This is a genomic window from Micromonospora sp. RTBAU3-60 (genome assembly GCF_054963695.1).
In genome coordinates, this window is sequence record NZ_JBUEGB010000001.1 from 479,217 (window position 1) to 495,158 (window position 15,942).

Sequence of the window (15,942 nt, forward strand, 5' to 3'; positions counted from 1 at the left end):
GGTCACCGCCCCGCCCGCACGCCGGCAGCGGCCGGGTCGAGGCGGGTGAGCGCCTCGCGTACCTGGCCGACGGTGGGCCGGACCAGTTCGTCGACCACCCGGCCGTCGGCGAGGAAGACGACCCGGTCGGCGTAGCCGGCGGCCACCGGGTCGTGGGTCACCATGACCACGGTCTGGCCGAGGGTGTCGACCGCCTCGCGCAGCAGGCGCAGCACCTCCGCGCCGGAGCGGGAGTCGAGGTTGCCGGTGGGCTCGTCGGCGAAGAGCACCCACGGCCGGGTGATCAGCGCGCGGGCCACCGCCACCCGCTGCTGCTGGCCGCCGGAGAGCTCGGCCGGCCGGTGCCCGAGACGGTCGGTCAGGCCGACCGCGGCCACCACCTGCCGCAGCCAGGCCGCATCGGGCCGGCGGCCGGCGATGGCCAGCGGCAGCACGATGTTCTCCTCGGCGGTGAGGGTCTGCAGCAGGTTGAACTTCTGGAAGACGAAACCGATCCGCTCCCGGCGTAGCAGGGTCAGCCGGCGGTCGTCGAGCCGGGCCAGGTCGGCGTCACCGATCCGGACCGTCCCGGCGGAGGGCCGGTCGAGGCCGGCGAGGCAGTGCATGAGGGTGGACTTGCCGGAGCCGGAGGGGCCCATGACGGCGGTGAACTGGCCGGCGGCGAGGTCGAGGTCGACGCCGTCGAGGGCGACGACGCGGGACTGCGCGGAGCCGTACTCCTTGCGCAACGCTCGGGCGGTGACGGCGACGCCGGTGGTCGCGGGTGCGACGGACACGTGTTGCTCCCCGTGTGGAGACGTTCATCTGGCGTCTCCGACGCTATGCGCGACACCGTCTGGTTGATCTCCACCTGGGCGCTCGATCCTGGTACGCCGGTGGTCGCCCCGGACCGGGTGGACCCGTACGACCCAGGTCGTACGCCGGCTCAGCCGCCCGGCGTGACCAGCCCGCTCTCGTACGCCAGCACCACCGCCTGCACCCGGTCGCGGAGCTGGAGCTTCGCCAGGATCCGGCCGACGTGCGTCTTGACCGTCGCCTCCGCGACGTGCACCCGGGCGGCGATCTCGGCGTTGGACAGCCCCTGCGCCACCAGCAGCAGGATCTCCCGCTCCCGCTCGGTGAGCTGGGCGAGCCGCGGGTCCTCGGTGGGGGCGGGGCCGAGTTGGCCGGCGAACCGGTCGAGCAGCCGCCGGGTGATCGACGGGGCGACCACCGAGTCGCCTTCCGCGACCACCCGGATCGCGGCCAGCAAATCCTCCGGCGGCACGTTCTTCAGCAGGAACCCGCTGGCCCCCGCCTGGAGCGCGGCGAACGCGTCGGCCTCGGTGTCGAAGGTGGTGAGCACCAGCACCCGCGGCCGCCCGGCGGGCGGCCGGGCACAGATCCGCCGGGTCGCCTCCACCCCGTCCATGGTCGGCATCCGCAGGTCCATGACGACCACGTCGGCCTCGACCCGGTCCAGCACGCGCAGCGCGTCCGCGCCGTCGATCGCCTCGCCGACCACCGCCAGGTCGGGCTGGGAGTCCAGCACCATCCGGAACCCGGCGCGCACCAGCGCCTGGTCGTCGACGATCACCACCCGGACAGTCATGCCGCCACCTCGGTTCGCGACTGCGGGGCTCGCAAGATCGGCTCGCTCCTCGCGCTCACACCGCCACCTCTCTTTCGGTAACCGGCGCCGACGGTAGCGGCAGCCGCGCCTCGACCCGCCAGCCCCCGGCCAGCGCGGGACCGGCGGCGAGGCTGCCGTCGTACACCCCGACCCGCTCGCGCATGCCGACCAGGCCGTGCCCGCCGGACGGCGCCGGCCGGACCACCGGCCGGCCGTGCCCGTCGTCGACGGCCCGGACCACGACGGCGTCCGCGGACCAGTCCAGGCTCAGCGCCACGGACGCGCCCACCCCGGCGTGCTTGAGCGCGTTGGTCAGCGATTCCTGCACCACCCGGTAGACGGTCAGTTCCAGGCCCGGCGCCAGGGGCACCGCCGCGCCTGTGGTGGTGCAGGTCACCCGCAGGCCGGCGGCGCGGAAGCGGTCCAGCAGGTGGGGCAGTTCGACCAGCGCCGGCCGGCGGTGGACCGGCTCGGCGGACAGCTCGCCGCCGGGCTCGGCCGCCGTGTCCGGCGCGGCCGCCGGCTCCGGCCGGCTCGGCTCCCGCAGTACGCCCACCAGCCGGCGCATCTCCTCCAGCGCCTGCCGGCCGGTGTCCGCCACGACCTTGGCGGCCTCCCGGGCGGTGGCCGGGTCACGGTCGATGGTGAACCGCACCCCGTCCGCCTGCACGATCATGACCGCCATGCTGTGTGCCACCACGTCGTGCAGCTCCCGGGCGATCCGGGTGCGCTCCTCAGCCACCGCCGCCCGGGCCTCGGCCTCCCGCTCCCGTTCCAGGGTGGTGGCCCGTTCCTCCAGGCTCAGCACGTAGAGCCGGCGGGTCCGCACGTTCAGCCCCATCAGCCACACCGCGCCGGTGATCAGCCCGAAGTAGATCGCGCTGGCCCACCACGCGGCCGGCCCGCGCACCTGCAGCGCGGCCAGCACCACGCCGACCGCGGCGACCGCCCCGGCGAGCACCCCGTCGCGGAGCCGGTCGGCGTACTTGACCACGCTGTAGAGGGCGATCAGCACGGCGACGTCGTACCCCAACGGCCCCCAGCCCACGATCACCTGGGTGAGCGCGAGCGCGGCCACCACCGCGGCCACCGCCGTCGGATGGGTACGCCGGAACAGCAGGACCAGGGCCATCACGATCCCGACGCAGGTGGCCTTCCAGCCGCCCGGCTGGGCGACCACCCCGGCGACGGCGAAGAGCGCCACCAGCCCGGCCACGGCGACGTCGAAGGCGACGCTGCGTAGCGGGCGCCCGAAGATGATGCGGTCCACGGTCACCCAGCGTACGTGGCGGGTCGACGGTCGACGCCCAGCGCTACCGCCGGGGTTTCCGCGCCCGCCGCCCGCCATGATCCGGAGCTGCCGCGGCCGCGGCGTGCTCGGAGGTAACACTGATGACTGCCTACAGACCTGATGACGAAGACGAATCAGCGGCCCGCGAGGCGCGATCCGTTCACGTCATCAAGTTCGTAGCCACGTCATGAGGACTTGTCTGCCACAAGACGCCGTGCCCGGGTGACCCGCCGGTGCCGGGCGGCGGCTGACATCACCAACGACTCAGCTCGAGAGGACGTGCGAGGCAGACCGGTGCTGCGCCGGACACCGGGCCGCAGCCGGCTGCGAAGCCCGGCGCGGGGTCCCGTCAGGGGGCGACGAGGTCGTGCAGGCGGGCGATCTCGGCGGACTGTTCGGTGGCGACGGCGTTGGCGAACTCCTGCATGGTCTGGTCCGCGCCGACCCTGAGCAGGTCGGTGGCCATCGCCACGGCGCCCTGGTGATGCTCGGTCATCATGCGGACGAAGCGGCGGTCGAACTCGGCGCCCCGGGCGGCGGCGAGCTGCCGCATGGCCTCGGGGGGCTGCATGCCGCGCATCGTGCCGTGGTCGTGCCCGGAGACCTCGGCCGGCAGGCCGCGCGCGCCGAGCCAGCCGCGCAGCACGCCGATCTCCGGCCCCTGCGCGGCGCGGATCCGCTCGGCGACGGCGCGTACCCGGGGATCGGCGGCCCGGTCCGGCGCGAGGGCGGCCATCTCCACCGCCTGCTGGTGGTGCGGGATCATCATCCGGACGAACCAGACATCGAGGCTGTTGTAGCGGGCCGATTCGGCGTTGCGCACCTCCTGCCCCGGGCGGGTGGTCGCCGACTCCCCCGGCCGGCCGGGCACGATGACCGGCGGTGCGTCCACGGTGGACGACGCGTTCGGGGCGGGCGCCCGCGCGACCGCCGCTCCACCGTCGCCCGCCCGAGACAGGGCCAGCCCGAGCGCGACCAGGAGTACGGCGCCGCCTGTGACGGCGGCCCAGATGCGTGCCTGCCGGCCGGTCATACGCCGCTCCCTCCGTTCGAGGTGGCAGCGATCCTATCCATAGACGAACGGCGTTTGATGTGACCCACATCACATAGATCTACGTCACCGCCCGGTAAGGTGTCGACATCATCATCCCCCTTTCGAAGGGTGTTGCCGATGATCAGGTCCCGCACGTCCCCCACCCGCCGACTCCGGATCGTCAGCCTGGCCGCCGCCGGACTGCTCGTCGCCGGGGTGGCCACCGCCCCCGCCAGCAGCGCCCAGGAGACCCCCCGGCTCAGCGTCGAGCCGGCCACGGTCAACGGGGCCGGTCTCGGGGTGGACGAAATCTCCAGCAGCCCCAACCTCCGTCAGATCGCCAACCTGCCGAAGCAGGCGCCGTTCGACACGAGCGCGGCCTTCGGCTCCGACCTGGCATTCCAGGGCCGGTACGCCTTCGTCGGCAACTACGACGGCGTCGTCATCTATGACATCGGCCAGCCCAGCGCACCGAAGATCGTGTCGCAGGTGCTCTGCCCCGGCTCGCAGAACGACGTCTCCGTCTACGGCAACCTGCTCTTCCTCTCCACCGACTCGCCGCGCAGCGACGACTCCTGCGCCAGCACCGGCGTCGACCGGTCCGAGACCAAGTGGGAGGGCATCAAGGTCTTCGACATCACCGACAAGGCCAACCCGCGCTACATCAAGTCGGTGCAGACGGCCTGCGGCTCGCACACCCACACCCTGGTGCCGGCCAAGGACAGCAAGTCGGTCTACCTGTACGTCTCCTCGTACGGGCCGTCGGACACGTACGTGGGCTGCCCGCCGCCGCACGACTCCATCTCTATTGTGAAGGTGCCGCTGCGGTCGCCGACCGACGCGGCCGTGGTGGCCACCCCGAACCTCTTCCCCGACGGCGGATACCCGGGCATCCCGCAGCAGAAGACGGCGACCAGCGGCTGCCACGACATCACCGTGTACCCGGCGAAGGACCTGGCCGCCGGCGCCTGCATGGGCGACGGCATCCTGATGGACATCGCCAACCGGGAGGCGCCCCGGGTGATCAACCGGGTGCGGGACACGGAGAATTTCGCCTTCTGGCACTCGGCGACCTTCAACAACGCCGGGACCAAGGTGGTCTTCACCGACGAGCTGGGCGGAGGCGGCGCGGCGACCTGCAACCCGGCCACCGGGCCGAACCGCGGCGCGGACGCCATCTACGACGTCACCGGCCGCGGCGACGCCCGCAAGCTGGTCTTCCGCAGCTACTTCAAGATCCCGCGGACCAACGCCGACACTGAGAACTGTGTCGCGCACAACGGTTCGCTGATCCCGGTGCCCGGCCGCGACATCATGGTCCAGGCCTGGTACCAGGGCGGTGTCTCGGTCTGGGAGTTCACCGACTCCCGCCACCCGAAGGAGATCGGCTTCTGGGAGCGCGGGCCGTTCTCCGACACCCAGCTCCGCACGGGCGGCTCCTGGTCCGCGTACTGGTACAACGGCCACATCTACTCCAGTGACATCCAGAAGGGACTGGACGTGCTGGAGGTGAACGACCCGCGGGTCTGGAGCGCCAAACTGGTCCGGGTGGACGAGCTGAACGTGCAGACCCAGGCGGGCTACCTGGGTAACTGACGCACCGGCCGGGCCCGGCCCCACGGCGTGGGGTCGGGCCCGGCCATCAGCTCATCGGCAGCCGGTAGCTACGCTCGCCGCCGCCCGCGGCGGTGACCAGCCGTACCTCGCCCGTCTTCAGGCCGTACACCACGGACCAGCGGGTGTGTGCCTGCCGTACCGAGTCGAGCAGCCGCAGGGCGGTCGGGGCGTCCACGGTGCCGCCCGCCTTGTCCAGCGCCTCGGCCAGCACCCCGTACCGGTGGTCCCGGCGCAGGTCGCGGTCGGCCACCCCGACGGCCGGCACGTTGGTCAGCGCCTGCCACGCGCCCCGGCCCTTCTCGGCCCGCATCGTGCCGTCGACGAACTCGACCACGGCGGACGCGCCGGTCGCGTCGGCGAGCAGGTAGTGCAGCGGCGGGCCGCCGTCGAAGTCCAAGTTGTAGCGGCCGAACACGGCGATCGCCTCGTCCACGGTGGCGGCCTCGTCCAACACCAGCCGCAGGATGCGTACGGAGCCCACCGTCGGCCGCCCCGGCACCGGGCGCGCGGTCGCGCCGTCGTCGGCGGCCAGCCCCACAGCCAGGCCGCGCTCGTTCATCCCGTCGAAGGGCAGCAGCGGCGCGTTGAGCAGCCGGCGGTCCCCGGCCGGGTCGGCACCGACCCCGAGATACGAGATGTCCACCATGGAGATCGAGGCGTACCCGTCCGGCGGGTCGGTCCGCAGCACCAGCCCCGGGTTCGGGTCCCAGTCGAAGTTGCGGGCGAACAGCGGCCGGGTCCGGTCGCCGAGCGCGGCGAACAGCGAGCAGCCGAACGGGCTCGCCTCCGGGGTGCCGGAGACGCCGACCGTCGGGTCGTAGTCCCCGACGTAGGTCATCTCGTACAGCGGCAGGTCGTCGACCCGGCGCAGGCTGGCCAGGGTCCGCTCGACCTGGCCGGCGTCCTGTCGGGACGCGGTCGGGGTGCCGGCCGGGGACGAGCTCGGGGTCCGTTGGCCGGCGGCGCAGCCGGTGCCGGCGAGCAGCAGGGCGAGACCGGTGGCGAGCAGCGTCCTCCGCATGCCCGCGACGCTAGAGGCGGCAGCGACGGTTGTCCATCGGGTCAGGTGGCGGGGATGCGGGCCAGTTGCGCGTCGATCGCCTCGGGCGTGAGGGCGGGGCGGCCGCCGGGGTGGCCCACCGTCGCGCCGGCCGCGGCCACCGCGTAGCGCGCGACCTGCTCGTACGGCTCGCCACCGAGCAGGCCGACGGTGAGCGCCGCGACGAAGGCGTCTCCCGCGCCGGTGGTGTCCACCGTGGGCGTGTCGCTGATCGGCACGAAGACTTCCCCATCCGGCCAGGCGAAGGCGTTCCCCTCCCCCGCCACCTCGACCGCGACCAGCGACGGCCCCCGGGCGAGCAGCTCCCGGCCGGCCCGCAGCCCGGACTCGGCGTCCTTCGGCGGGTCGCCCACGATCAGCCCGGCCTCCCGCGCGTCGGCGCGCAGCACGTCGGCCAGGGCGAGCAGCTCCGTCCCGCCCGCCGGGTCGTCCGGCGCGCCGTCCAGCACCACCAGCCGGTCGGCGGCACGGGCGCACCGGGCCGCCGCGAGCGCCGCCGGCAACGGCTGCTGAAGCTGCACCAGCACGGCGCGGGCCGCCGCCAGCACCTCCGCCGCGCCGGTCACGTCGGCCTCGGTCAGCAGGGTCGCCTCGGGGATGTCCTCCAGGTAGCGCCAGTGGGCTCCGGCGTCCACCACGTCGACGATCAGCGCGCTGGGCGTGTCCGCCCGGCGCAGCACCGGGGCGACGTCGATACCGTCGCTGCGGGCCTGGCCCAGCAGCCGGTCGCCGACCTCGTCCTCGCCGACCACCCCGAGCAGCCCGGGGCGGGCGCCGAGTTGGGCGAGCGAGACGGCCTGGTTCGCCCCCTTGCCCCCGAGCAGCTCCCGCCGGCGGCGCACCGGGGTCGTCCCGGACGGGCCTGGGACCTCGTCCACCACCAGGACGAGGTCCCGGCACACCTGCCCCACCACCAGCGCGTCCAGTCCGGCCATGCCCGGCTGTTACCCGGGCCGCCGCCGGTCACGCCCCCGCCCGCCCGGCTCCCTGCCGCCCCGACCGGCTACGGGCGCGCGACGACGAACATGAAGCAGCCGTACACCACGTTGCGGCTGTGCAGGCGGTCCACCGCGGGGTCGGCGAGCAGTTCGGCGATGACCCGTTCCGGGTCGCCGCCGTCGTGGTGCCGGCCGCCCACGATCCGGCCCCGGCGGTCGTACGCCCGAAGGACCTGGGGCCGCCCCCGCCAGTCGGCCGGGTACCCGGTCCCGTGGTCCGGACCGGGGCAGTCCGCGTCGTGGCCGAAGATCGGCCCCACCTCGCGGTACGGGCCGGCGGGCAGCGGCGGGGCGTACCCGAACAGCAGCAGCGGCTCGCCCGTCGTGGCGTCGCGCAGGCAGCAGCGCAGCGGTTCGCCGCCCTCGGCGGTGCGTCGCTCCGGCGGCTGGCCGGACGCGTCCCGGCCGGTGCGCCGCACCTCGGCCAGCGCCTCCCCCGGCATCGGCTCAATCAGGTACCGGATACCCGTCGTCATACGCCCAGCCTGGCCCGGCCCGCCGGTGGTTGCTGGCGGCGATCGGACCTGGCGTTCCCGCCACCCGCCGCGCGACGGCGGGCCGGTTCACCGCACGTGCCGCTCACGCCCCCATCTCGGCCTCGTACGCTTGGCGGAGCCGGAGCCGGGCGGTGGGCGCGAGGCACACGTGCCAGGCCTGGCCCTCGTCGACCACGTTGATCTCGCCGGCCTCCTGCCGGGCCAGCAGCAGGTCCGCCAGCGCGTCCCGGACGCCGAATCGGGCGAACCAGGCCAGCTCCACGTCGGCCGCCCAGCCAAGGCAGTGCCCGCTGGGCACCATGGCGGCGTATCCGAGGCGGCGCAGCCGGTACTGGTGCTCGGCGCTGCGGGCGAGGCTGGTGACCCAGAGCGGCGGCGTGGCCGGCGGGCTGGCCGCGGCGAACTCCCGGGCGATGTCGTTGAGCAGGGCGATCACCTCGCGGCGGGCCCGGCGGAACCGCAGCCCCGCGGTGTGCGGGGTGGCGTCGGGCAGCAGCCGCCGCCGTGCCGCCCGCAGCCCGCGGCCGAGAAGGGTCGCCGGCTGCTCCTGGTAGCGGAAGGCGAGCAGCCCACGCCGGCGCAGCCACTCCAGGTCGACCAGGTCGGTGGTCGTGTCGACCTGGGTGTCGGTGAGAAAGGTCGGAGTGTCCCGCCACCACATCACGTCAACGCGGGAGAGCAGGTAGATCCGGACCAGCGCGGTGAGGTCGTGCGCCGAACTGCGGGCGCTGGGTTGGTAGCGGGCCATCTCCAGCAGCAGGGTCTCCCGGGCGCCGACGAACCCCTGCGGGGTGGCGTTCAGGACCGCGGCGATGGCCGGCTCCCGCAGCCGCTGGTCCAACAGCACCTGACGGGCGGTGGTCGACGGGGAGTCGGCCAGGGCGCCGACCTCGACCACCAGTTCCGCCACCGCCGCCCGGTAGGCGGCCAGGTCCGGCTGCCCCGGCACCGGACATCGGCCGACGGCGGTCGGCGCCCGGCGGGCGGGGGCGGGGGACGCGACGGCGGGGGCGGTGGGCGTGACGGCGGGGGCGGTCGGCGCGACGGCGGGCCCGGGCTGCTGGCCGGGGCTTCGGCTGGGCACTCGCATGATCGGGTCCCCTCTCCAGGCGGACACGGCGTGATTGCACCTGGACCCACCGTAAGCACCAAAATCGGGGGGCTTCCGAACAATCCTCCTATCTCCCCTCTAAAGGGCCTCAACGGTGCGGCCATGCCCTAACCGCCCGGTCAGGTCCTGCACCCACGCGTACGAGGGCGCGGCGGGCAGGCCGGCGTCCCGGCCGGCGCGGACGGCGTCGGCGAGGTGCAGCGCCGCGCCCAGCGCGGCCCGGAACAGCAGGGAGCCGGTGCTGACCCGGGCCACCCCGAGCCGGCCCAGCGCGGCCAGGTCCGGCCCGCCCGGCCGGTGCAGCACGTTCAACGGCCGGCCGGCCTCGGCCGCCAGCAGCCCGATGGTGTCGTCCGGCGCACCGGGCACGAAGAACCCGTCGGCGCCCGCCTCCCGGTACGCCCGGGCCCGCCGCAGGGCCTCGTCCAACGGCTCCGGCACCCCCAGCCACCAGGCGTCGGTCCGGGCGTTGACGAAGAGCGCCGGCGCGGCGGCCTTCACCGCGGCGACCTTGGCGGCGGTCAGCTCCGGCGGCGCGAGCGTGCCGTCCGGCCGGCCGTCCTCCAGGTTCACCCCGACCACCCCGAGGGCCGCCAGCTCGGCGACATAGTCGGCCACGGCCCCCGGGTCGTCGCTGAAGCCGCCCTCGACGTCGACGGTGAGCAGCACCGGCAGGTCGCGCAGCCGCCGCGCGAGGTCGAGGTTCTCCACCCGGGTGGCGCCGGTCCCGTCCGGCTTGCCGCCGGCCGCGGCGACCCCGAGGCTGGTGCTGCCGATCGCCGGATGCCCCGCGGCGGCGAGGGCGGCGGCGGAGGCGTGGTCCCAGGCGTTGGGCAGCAGCACCGGCCGGCCCGGCTGGTGCAGGGCGTGGAAGGCGGCGTGGTCGCTCATCGGACGGTCACCTCGATGCTCGTGGGAACGCGAAGGGTGGGGTGCGGGGCGTACCGGACGCCGGCGTCGGGGGCATGGCAGCGGCGGCGCAGCACGTCGACCACCCCGGCGGCCAGGGCCAGCGCGTGCCGCTCGCCGGGGCAGCCGCGGGGCCCGGCGCCGAAGGTGAGCGATCCGCCGGGGCGGCCGGACCGGAAGCGGTCCGGCTCGGTGTACGCGGCCGGATCACGGTTGGCCGCGTCGAAGCGGAGCAGCAGCGGGGCGTCCGGGCCGATCTCCCGGTCGCCGAGGCGCAGCGCGGCGGTGGTCACCCGCCGGGTGGCCCGCACGGGCGGATCGAGGCGCAGTACCTCGGCCAGCAGGTCGGCGGTGGGCACCGCCGACGGCACGGCGAGCAGGTGCCGGGCGGCGGCGCCGACCAGCCCGGCCGTGGCGTCACAGGCCTGGACCAGCAGCCCGATCCGGTTCGCGGTGACCTCCGGCGGCCCCGCCGGGGACATCGCGAGCAGCGTCGCCACCGCCCGGTCGGCGCGCGCCACCGCCGCCGCGTCGGCGCCGGGATGGTAGGCCGCGGCCACCGCCGCCACCGCCGGCCCGGCCGCTGTCGGATGGGTCAGCCCGAGCCGCGCCGCCAGCACCGCCACGGGTACGCGCCGCGCCAGCCGGGCCATCACGTCGACCCGGCCCGGCGCGGGCCCGCGGCGCGCCACACCCACGCTGTCCGATCCGCTCGGCGGCACGGTGACCCCGTTCAGCGTCTCCTCGGCCATCCGGGCGGCCGCCGCGCGCAGCTCATCCGGATCGAGACCGGCCAGCGCGGTGACGCCGATCGCCCGGCGGGCAGGATGCCGGTCCGGGTCGCTGAACCGGCTGACCGTGCCGCGCAGCCAGGCGAGGGTGCCCGGCGGCCCGCCGGGCGCGGCGGGCACCACGCACCGCGGGTCGGTCAGCACCGCACGAACGTCGGCGTGCCGGGTCACCACCCAGCCGCCGTCGACGGGTACGGGCGGCCCACAGGCAGGTGTGTCGGGCGGGGCGGGTATCGACGGCCAACTCATCACCCGACCGTAGGCCCGCTTCCCTTCGGCCCCCGCCGAACCATCCCACCCGCCGCACCCCGCCGATCCTCGGTTGATCATGAGGTTGGCGGCGATGTGGATCTCCATGACCGCGGCCAACTCCATGATCAACGGGAGCCGGGGTGGGGTGGGTCAGGCGCGGGCGGGGCCGACGTTGTGGGAGGGGACCGGGGCCAGGGCGGCGGGGTCGAGGCCGAGGGCGGCGGCGAGGGCGGGGCGACCGGCCGGGGTGAGGCGGATCGCGCGGCCGGTGCCGCGTACCGTCCAGCCGAGGTCGAGGAAGCGGGCACAAAGGGCCGCGCCGAGCGCTCCGGCCAGGTGCGGGCGGCGCTCGGTCCAGTCCAGGCAGTCGCGGACCAGCGGCCGCCGGCCGGCCCGCAGCGGTTCGACCGGCACGCCGATCCCGGCCAGCCACGCCACGCCGGCCGGGGTGAGCGCCAGGCCACCCGTCCGGTCCAGCACACCGCGGTCCAGCAGCGCGTCGTGCATCAGCACCCCGAGCCGGCCGGCCAGGTGGTCGTAGCAGGTCCGGGCGTACGCCAGCGCGACGCCGGCCGACGCGGCGCGCAGCGTGCGGGGCGGGGTCGGCGCCGCGGGCGCGTGCCCGGCCAGGTCCTCGATGAGCTGGGCCACCGACGGGCCGGCGAGGCGGACGTACCGGTGCCGGCCCTGCCGTTCCTCGACCAGCAGCCCGCCGTCCACCAGCCGGGTGAGGTGGTCGCTCGCCGTGGAGGGCGCCACGCCGGCGGCCCGGGCCAGTTCCCCCGCCGTCCAGGCCCGCCCGTCCAGCAGGGCCAGGCAGAAGCTGGCCCGGGTGCGGTCGGCGAGCAGCGCGGCGAGCCCGGCCAGGGGTCGGCCGTCGGTGCTGGTGCTGGTCATCCACCCATGCTGACACGGGCACGGTTCGGCGCCGACCGGACGATCCGGCGCGCCCGGCCGCGTCCGGCCCGCCCGGTTCAGCCGGCCGGGCGTGGGCAGGCGGAGGTCAGGCCGGTGGTGGTGCGGGTGTCGCTGTCGTAGCTGCGGGCCGTCACGAACTCCCCGGCGGGGCGGTCGATGCCGGCGACCGCCCGGGCCCGGCGGCGGTCGGCGTCCCGGAACCGCAGCGCCAGGCTCAGGTGCGGGATCCAGCGCCCCGGCAGGTGCCACGGGCGCGGGCCGGGCGCCCCGGCGAGCACGTCCCAGACCGCGCCGTGCAGGGCGAGCAGCTGCGGCGCGGGCCGGACCAGCCAGACCAGCGGGGCGCTCCCGTCGAGCACCGCGACCCGGTCGAGGCGGGCGGGCAGGGGCAGCGCCGCGTCACAGAGGTCGGCGAGGCGCTGCTCGGCTCCGGGCGGGAACTCGTCGACCGAGGCGAGGGTCAGGTGCGGCCGGTTGGTGGGGTGGGCGTTGCGGGCCAGGCTGGGCAGCCTGGCCTCGGCCAGCCGCCGCCAGGCCGCCCGTACCGCCTCCTCCAGCTCCGGCGAGCAGAGCAGTTCGACCGTACGCACGCCGTCAGGCTAGTCGCGGACGGTGTGTCGGGACGCCCCGTGGGGAATGCCCACCGGATGAGCGTGCTGACCGAGACCGACGAACGCCACCTCCGCCGGGCCATCGCCCTTGCCGTCGCCGCCCGGGACGCCGGGGACGGCCCGTTCGGCTCGTTGCTGGTCGACGCCGACGGGCGAGTGCTGGCCGAGGAGGTCAACACCGAGCGCACCGACGACGACATCACCGCCCATCCGGAGCTGAAGCTGGCCCGGTGGGCGGCCCGGCACCTGGCCGCCGACGCGGCGGCCGTCGCGACGATGTACACCAGCTGCCAGCCCTGCGGCATGTGCGCCACCGCCATCGAGCGCTCCGGACTGGGCCGGGTGGTGTACGCGCTCAGCACCGAGCAGTTGGCCCAGCTGCGCCCGGGGCCGCCGCCCACGCCGGTGGCGTACGCCGGCCCGGCGCTGCCGGAGGAAGCGCGGGTGCCGGTCGAGGCGGGCTGAGGCGCTCACAGCCAGCCGGCCTCGCGGGCGATCCGGACCGCCTCGGCCCGGTCGGCGGCGCCGAGCTTCTGCACGCAGGCGGCGAGATGGTTGCGTACGGTCCCGGCCGCCAGGTGGGTACGCCGGGCGATCACCGCGACCGGGGTGCCGTACTCGGCCAGGCGCAGGGTCTCCAGTTCCCGGCCGGTCAACGGGCAGTCGGGCAGGGTCAGCGCGTCGGCGGCGAGCGCCGGGTCGACGTACCGGGCCCCGGAGTGGACCCGGCGGATCACGTCGGCGAGCGCCCCACCGGGGGCGCCCTTGGGCAGGAACCCCCGGGCGCCGGCGGCCAGCGCCGGGCGCAGGTGGCCGGGGCGGCCGTGGCCGGTCAGGATCACCACGGCGCAGCCGGGCAGTACGCGGGCGAGTTCGGCGGTGGCCTGGATCCCGCCGGGCGGCGGCATCTCCAGGTCCAGCACGGCCACGTCCGGTCGGTGCGCCAGCGCGGCCGTCACGGCGGCGCGGCCGTCGGCGGCGTGCGCGACGACCTCGAGGTCCGGCTCCAGGTCCAGCAGGGCCGCGAGAGCGAGCCGGATCAGCTCCTCGTCGTCGGCGAGCAGCACCCGGATCACGAGGGCACCGGCAGGGTGGCCACGAGGCTGAACACCCCGTCCTCGGTACGGGTGCGCACGGTGCCGCCGGCCGGGGCGAGCCGGTCGGCCAGCCCGCGCAGGCCGCCGCTGCGCTCGTCCGGGCCGGCGCCGCCGGCGCCGTCGTTGCGTACGGTCATCGTCACCAGGCCGTCCTCCCGGGTGATCTCGATCCGGCACCAGTCGGCCCGGCTGTGCCGCAGCACGTTCGTCCCGGCCTCCCGCAGCACGGCGGCCAGGTCGGCGGCGACCGCCGCGGGCAGGTCACCGTCGGGCGGCACCACCGTGCAGCGCACCCCGCTGGTACGCAGCACCTCACCCACCGCGGCCACCTGCTCGGCGAGGTCGACGGTCCGGTAGCCGTGCACGGCCTCGCGTACCCGGTGCAGGGCGGACCCGGCGACCCGCTGCACCTCGGCCGCCTCCCGGCCGGCGCGGGCGGCGTCGACCGGCGCGAGCCGGGCGGCCAGTTCCGCCTTCAGCGCGATCACCGTGAGGTCGTGGCCGAGCAGGTCGTGCACGTCCCGGGCGAAGCGCAGCCGCTCCTCGGCGGCGGCCAGCCGGGCCCGGGCGGCCTGGCCCTGCCGCGCCTCGACGAGCAGGTCCCAGAACCACACCTGCACCCAGGTGACCGCGGCGACCCCGGCACCGACGCCGCCGGTGATCAGCAGGGAGTCGCGCACCGGTAGTCCCGCCCATCCGGTCACCGCGACGGAGCCGGCGAGCACCGTGGCCGCCCCGGCGGCGGCGGCCGCCGGCCGGAACAGCAGCGGGAACAGCCCGACCAGTGACGCGCCCAGCCAGGCCCAGGTCGGCCAGGTGCCGGCGGCGACCGGCCCGACGAGCGGCACGCTCAGCACGGCGGCCACGGCCAGCGCAACGAGCCGGCGCTGCCGCCGGTCACCGGCGAGCCAGGGGGTGACCGCCGCGTGGACCACACCCGCCTGGGCGGCGACGAACGCGAGGAGCCCGACCGCGCCGACGGCCAGCCGGACCGGGTCCGGCTCGCGGGCCAACCCGACGCCCGGCAGCAGCAGGGTGGCACCGAGGTTGGTGGCCAGCGACGCCAGGGTCAGGTGCCGGGCCCGGCGCAGCCGGCGGTCCGCCGCCTCGACCGTCATGCCCGCCGATCCTAGGTGCGATGCCGGTCCGGTTCACCCCTGCGGAACCGCACGGCCGTACCGTGCGTTGCGCACGACTTTCGCGTGAGTGGCGTGCCTGTCGCCCGGGCGGCCGCTCCGGGCACGGTCAGGGCATGACGGAGACGACGACACGGGTACCCCGGAGATCGGACCACGACGGCCGCCGGCTGGCGCGGCACCTCGCCGAGATGCTCGCGGCGATGCTGGTGGGGATGCTGCTGCTCGACCCGGTGTGGCGGGCGGGCGCGGCGGTGCTGGGCGGCGCGGACGCCCTCGCCCGGCCGGAAGTGGCGGCGCTGGTGATGGCGACGGACATGTCGCTCGGGATGGCCGCCTGGATGTGGCACCGGGGTCACGGACGGGCGGCCACCGTGGAGATGGTGGCCGCCATGTACGTCCCGTTCCTGCTGCTGCTCCCGCCCTGGTGGGCCGGGCTCGTCGGGGACCACGGCCTGACGCTCGGCGGCCACCTGCTGATGCTGCCGGCGATGGTGCTGGTGGCGCTGCGCCACCGCCACGCGCCCCCGGCCCGGCCGCGCCGGCACCCGGCCGTCGCGGCCCTGGCGCGCCGGTGGCCGACCGGGCTGGCCCTGCTGATGACGCTGGACCTGTGGTTCGCCCCGACCGTGCTCGCCCCGTGGACGCTGCTGGTGCTGCCGGCCGGCTATCTGCTGCTCGGCACCCTACGCCGGCAGTGGCGCGACCGGCGGATCCTCGCGCTCCAGCTCGCCGGGCTGGCCGGCTGGGGCGGGCTGGCGGCGGCCGCCCTGGCCGGGCCGGACGGCTTCGCCGGCGCGCTGGTGGCCGCCGGCTGGCTGGGGCACGCCGCCTGGGACCTGGCGCACCACCGCAACGGCCGGGTGATCCCTCGGGCGTACGCGGAGTGGTGCGGGGTGCTGGACGCGGCGGTGGGGATCACCATGGTGCTGGCCCTGCTGCACGGGTGAGCGGATCGTCGGTGTGCCGGTCGCCGCGCCGGCCCGTCGGTGGTGATGAAAGGCTTATG

The 15,942-nt window shown here is 75.8% G+C and carries 17 protein-coding genes; 3 read left to right on the top strand and 14 right to left on the bottom strand.

Annotated elements, in window-relative coordinates:
- Positions 1–2: 2 nt before the first annotated feature.
- The 4 genes from ACY34I_RS01945 to ACY34I_RS01960 form a co-directional block, all read right to left on the bottom strand.
- Positions 3–776, bottom strand: coding sequence for an ABC transporter ATP-binding protein (locus ACY34I_RS01945; protein ID WP_462751835.1), 774 nt, complete (start codon positions 774–776; stop codon positions 3–5).
- A gap of 149 nt (positions 777–925) precedes the next feature.
- Entirely contained in the window at positions 926–1,591 is a 666-nt protein-coding gene (locus tag ACY34I_RS01950; protein WP_148799956.1) for a response regulator, read from the bottom strand.
- Between the two features lie 55 nt (positions 1,592–1,646).
- Positions 1,647–2,888, bottom strand: a complete 1,242-nt coding sequence (locus ACY34I_RS01955) for a sensor histidine kinase (RefSeq protein WP_462751837.1) — start codon at positions 2,886–2,888, stop codon at positions 1,647–1,649.
- Between the two features lie 364 nt (positions 2,889–3,252).
- Entirely contained in the window at positions 3,253–3,936 is a 684-nt protein-coding gene (locus tag ACY34I_RS01960; protein WP_462751839.1) for a DUF305 domain-containing protein, read from the bottom strand.
- A 138-nt stretch (positions 3,937–4,074) separates the two neighbouring features.
- On the opposite strand from ACY34I_RS01960, the gene ACY34I_RS01965 reads away from it, so the two are divergent.
- Positions 4,075–5,532, top strand: a complete 1,458-nt coding sequence (locus ACY34I_RS01965) for an LVIVD repeat-containing protein (protein ID WP_462751841.1) — start codon at positions 4,075–4,077, stop codon at positions 5,530–5,532.
- Between the two features lie 46 nt (positions 5,533–5,578).
- Here ACY34I_RS01965 and ACY34I_RS01970 read toward each other — a convergent pair whose 3' ends face one another.
- The 8 genes from ACY34I_RS01970 to ACY34I_RS02005 all read right to left on the bottom strand — a co-directional run bounded on the left by ACY34I_RS01970 (position 5,579) and on the right by ACY34I_RS02005 (position 12,679).
- Positions 5,579–6,574, bottom strand: coding sequence for a carcinine hydrolase/isopenicillin-N N-acyltransferase family protein (locus tag ACY34I_RS01970; protein ID WP_462751843.1), 996 nt, complete (start codon positions 6,572–6,574; stop codon positions 5,579–5,581).
- Between the two features lie 41 nt (positions 6,575–6,615).
- Positions 6,616–7,548, bottom strand: coding sequence for a PfkB family carbohydrate kinase (locus ACY34I_RS01975; RefSeq protein ID WP_462751845.1), 933 nt, complete (start codon positions 7,546–7,548; stop codon positions 6,616–6,618).
- A gap of 68 nt (positions 7,549–7,616) precedes the next feature.
- Positions 7,617–8,087, bottom strand: coding sequence for a DUF1203 domain-containing protein (locus ACY34I_RS01980; RefSeq protein ID WP_462751847.1), 471 nt, complete (start codon positions 8,085–8,087; stop codon positions 7,617–7,619).
- Positions 8,088–8,190: 103 nt separating this feature from the next.
- Complete coding sequence (locus ACY34I_RS01985) at positions 8,191–9,198, bottom strand: hypothetical protein (RefSeq protein WP_462751849.1); 1,008 nt, start codon at positions 9,196–9,198, stop codon at positions 8,191–8,193.
- Between the two features lie 99 nt (positions 9,199–9,297).
- On the bottom strand, positions 9,298–10,110 hold the full coding sequence (locus tag ACY34I_RS01990; protein WP_462751851.1) for an isocitrate lyase/PEP mutase family protein: 813 nt from the start codon (positions 10,108–10,110) through the stop codon (positions 9,298–9,300).
- Positions 10,107–11,168: a cytochrome P450 gene (locus ACY34I_RS01995; RefSeq protein WP_462751853.1), complete on the bottom strand. Its 1,062-nt coding sequence runs from the start codon at positions 11,166–11,168 to the stop codon at positions 10,107–10,109. Before ACY34I_RS01995 ends, ACY34I_RS01990 begins: the two co-directional genes overlap by 4 nt.
- Before the next feature lie 153 nt (positions 11,169–11,321).
- Positions 11,322–12,068 (bottom strand): ArsR/SmtB family transcription factor, encoded by a 747-nt coding sequence (locus tag ACY34I_RS02000; protein WP_462751855.1) that lies wholly within the window; start codon positions 12,066–12,068, stop codon positions 11,322–11,324.
- 77 nt (positions 12,069–12,145) lie between these two features.
- Positions 12,146–12,679: a 2'-5' RNA ligase family protein gene (locus tag ACY34I_RS02005; protein ID WP_462751857.1), complete on the bottom strand. Its 534-nt coding sequence runs from the start codon at positions 12,677–12,679 to the stop codon at positions 12,146–12,148.
- 57 nt (positions 12,680–12,736) lie between these two features.
- On the opposite strand from ACY34I_RS02005, the gene ACY34I_RS02010 reads away from it, so the two are divergent.
- Complete coding sequence (locus ACY34I_RS02010) at positions 12,737–13,165, top strand: nucleoside deaminase (protein WP_462751859.1); 429 nt, start codon at positions 12,737–12,739, stop codon at positions 13,163–13,165.
- Between the two features lie 5 nt (positions 13,166–13,170).
- On the opposite strand, the gene ACY34I_RS02015 is transcribed toward ACY34I_RS02010, so the two are convergent.
- Complete coding sequence (locus tag ACY34I_RS02015) at positions 13,171–13,776, bottom strand: response regulator transcription factor (RefSeq protein ID WP_462751861.1); 606 nt, start codon at positions 13,774–13,776, stop codon at positions 13,171–13,173.
- Complete coding sequence (locus ACY34I_RS02020; RefSeq protein ID WP_462751863.1) at positions 13,773–14,915, bottom strand: sensor histidine kinase; 1,143 nt, start codon at positions 14,913–14,915, stop codon at positions 13,773–13,775. Before ACY34I_RS02020 ends, ACY34I_RS02015 begins: the two co-directional genes overlap by 4 nt.
- Before the next feature lie 134 nt (positions 14,916–15,049).
- On the opposite strand from ACY34I_RS02020, the gene ACY34I_RS02025 reads away from it, so the two are divergent.
- Positions 15,050–15,883 carry a hypothetical protein gene (locus ACY34I_RS02025; RefSeq protein WP_462751865.1) on the top strand — a complete coding sequence of 278 codons (834 nt, stop codon included), beginning with the start codon at positions 15,050–15,052 and terminating at the stop codon, positions 15,881–15,883.
- Positions 15,884–15,942: the final 59 nt, after the last annotated feature.

Excerpts from the sequence above, each read along its gene's own strand:
- ACY34I_RS01950 (WP_148799956.1), bottom strand. The coding sequence starts at position 1,591 with ATGACTGTCCGGGTGGTGATCGTCGACGACCAGGCGCTGGTGCGCGCC.
- ACY34I_RS01960 (WP_462751839.1), bottom strand. The coding sequence starts at position 3,936 with ATGACCGGCCGGCAGGCACGCATCTGGGCCGCCGTCACAGGCGGCGCC.
- ACY34I_RS01965 (WP_462751841.1), top strand. The coding sequence starts at position 4,075 with ATGATCAGGTCCCGCACGTCCCCCACCCGCCGACTCCGGATCGTCAGC.
- ACY34I_RS01970 (WP_462751843.1), bottom strand. The coding sequence starts at position 6,574 with ATGCGGAGGACGCTGCTCGCCACCGGTCTCGCCCTGCTGCTCGCCGGC.
- ACY34I_RS01975 (WP_462751845.1), bottom strand. The coding sequence starts at position 7,548 with ATGGCCGGACTGGACGCGCTGGTGGTGGGGCAGGTGTGCCGGGACCTC.
- ACY34I_RS01980 (WP_462751847.1), bottom strand. The coding sequence starts at position 8,087 with ATGACGACGGGTATCCGGTACCTGATTGAGCCGATGCCGGGGGAGGCG.
- ACY34I_RS01985 (WP_462751849.1), bottom strand. The coding sequence starts at position 9,198 with ATGCGAGTGCCCAGCCGAAGCCCCGGCCAGCAGCCCGGGCCCGCCGTC.
- ACY34I_RS01990 (WP_462751851.1), bottom strand. The coding sequence starts at position 10,110 with ATGAGCGACCACGCCGCCTTCCACGCCCTGCACCAGCCGGGCCGGCCG.
- ACY34I_RS01995 (WP_462751853.1), bottom strand. The coding sequence starts at position 11,168 with ATGAGTTGGCCGTCGATACCCGCCCCGCCCGACACACCTGCCTGTGGG.
- ACY34I_RS02000 (WP_462751855.1), bottom strand. The coding sequence starts at position 12,068 with ATGACCAGCACCAGCACCGACGGCCGACCCCTGGCCGGGCTCGCCGCG.
- ACY34I_RS02010 (WP_462751859.1), top strand. The coding sequence starts at position 12,737 with ATGAGCGTGCTGACCGAGACCGACGAACGCCACCTCCGCCGGGCCATC.
- ACY34I_RS02020 (WP_462751863.1), bottom strand. The coding sequence starts at position 14,915 with ATGACGGTCGAGGCGGCGGACCGCCGGCTGCGCCGGGCCCGGCACCTG.
- ACY34I_RS02025 (WP_462751865.1), top strand. The coding sequence starts at position 15,050 with ATGACGGAGACGACGACACGGGTACCCCGGAGATCGGACCACGACGGC.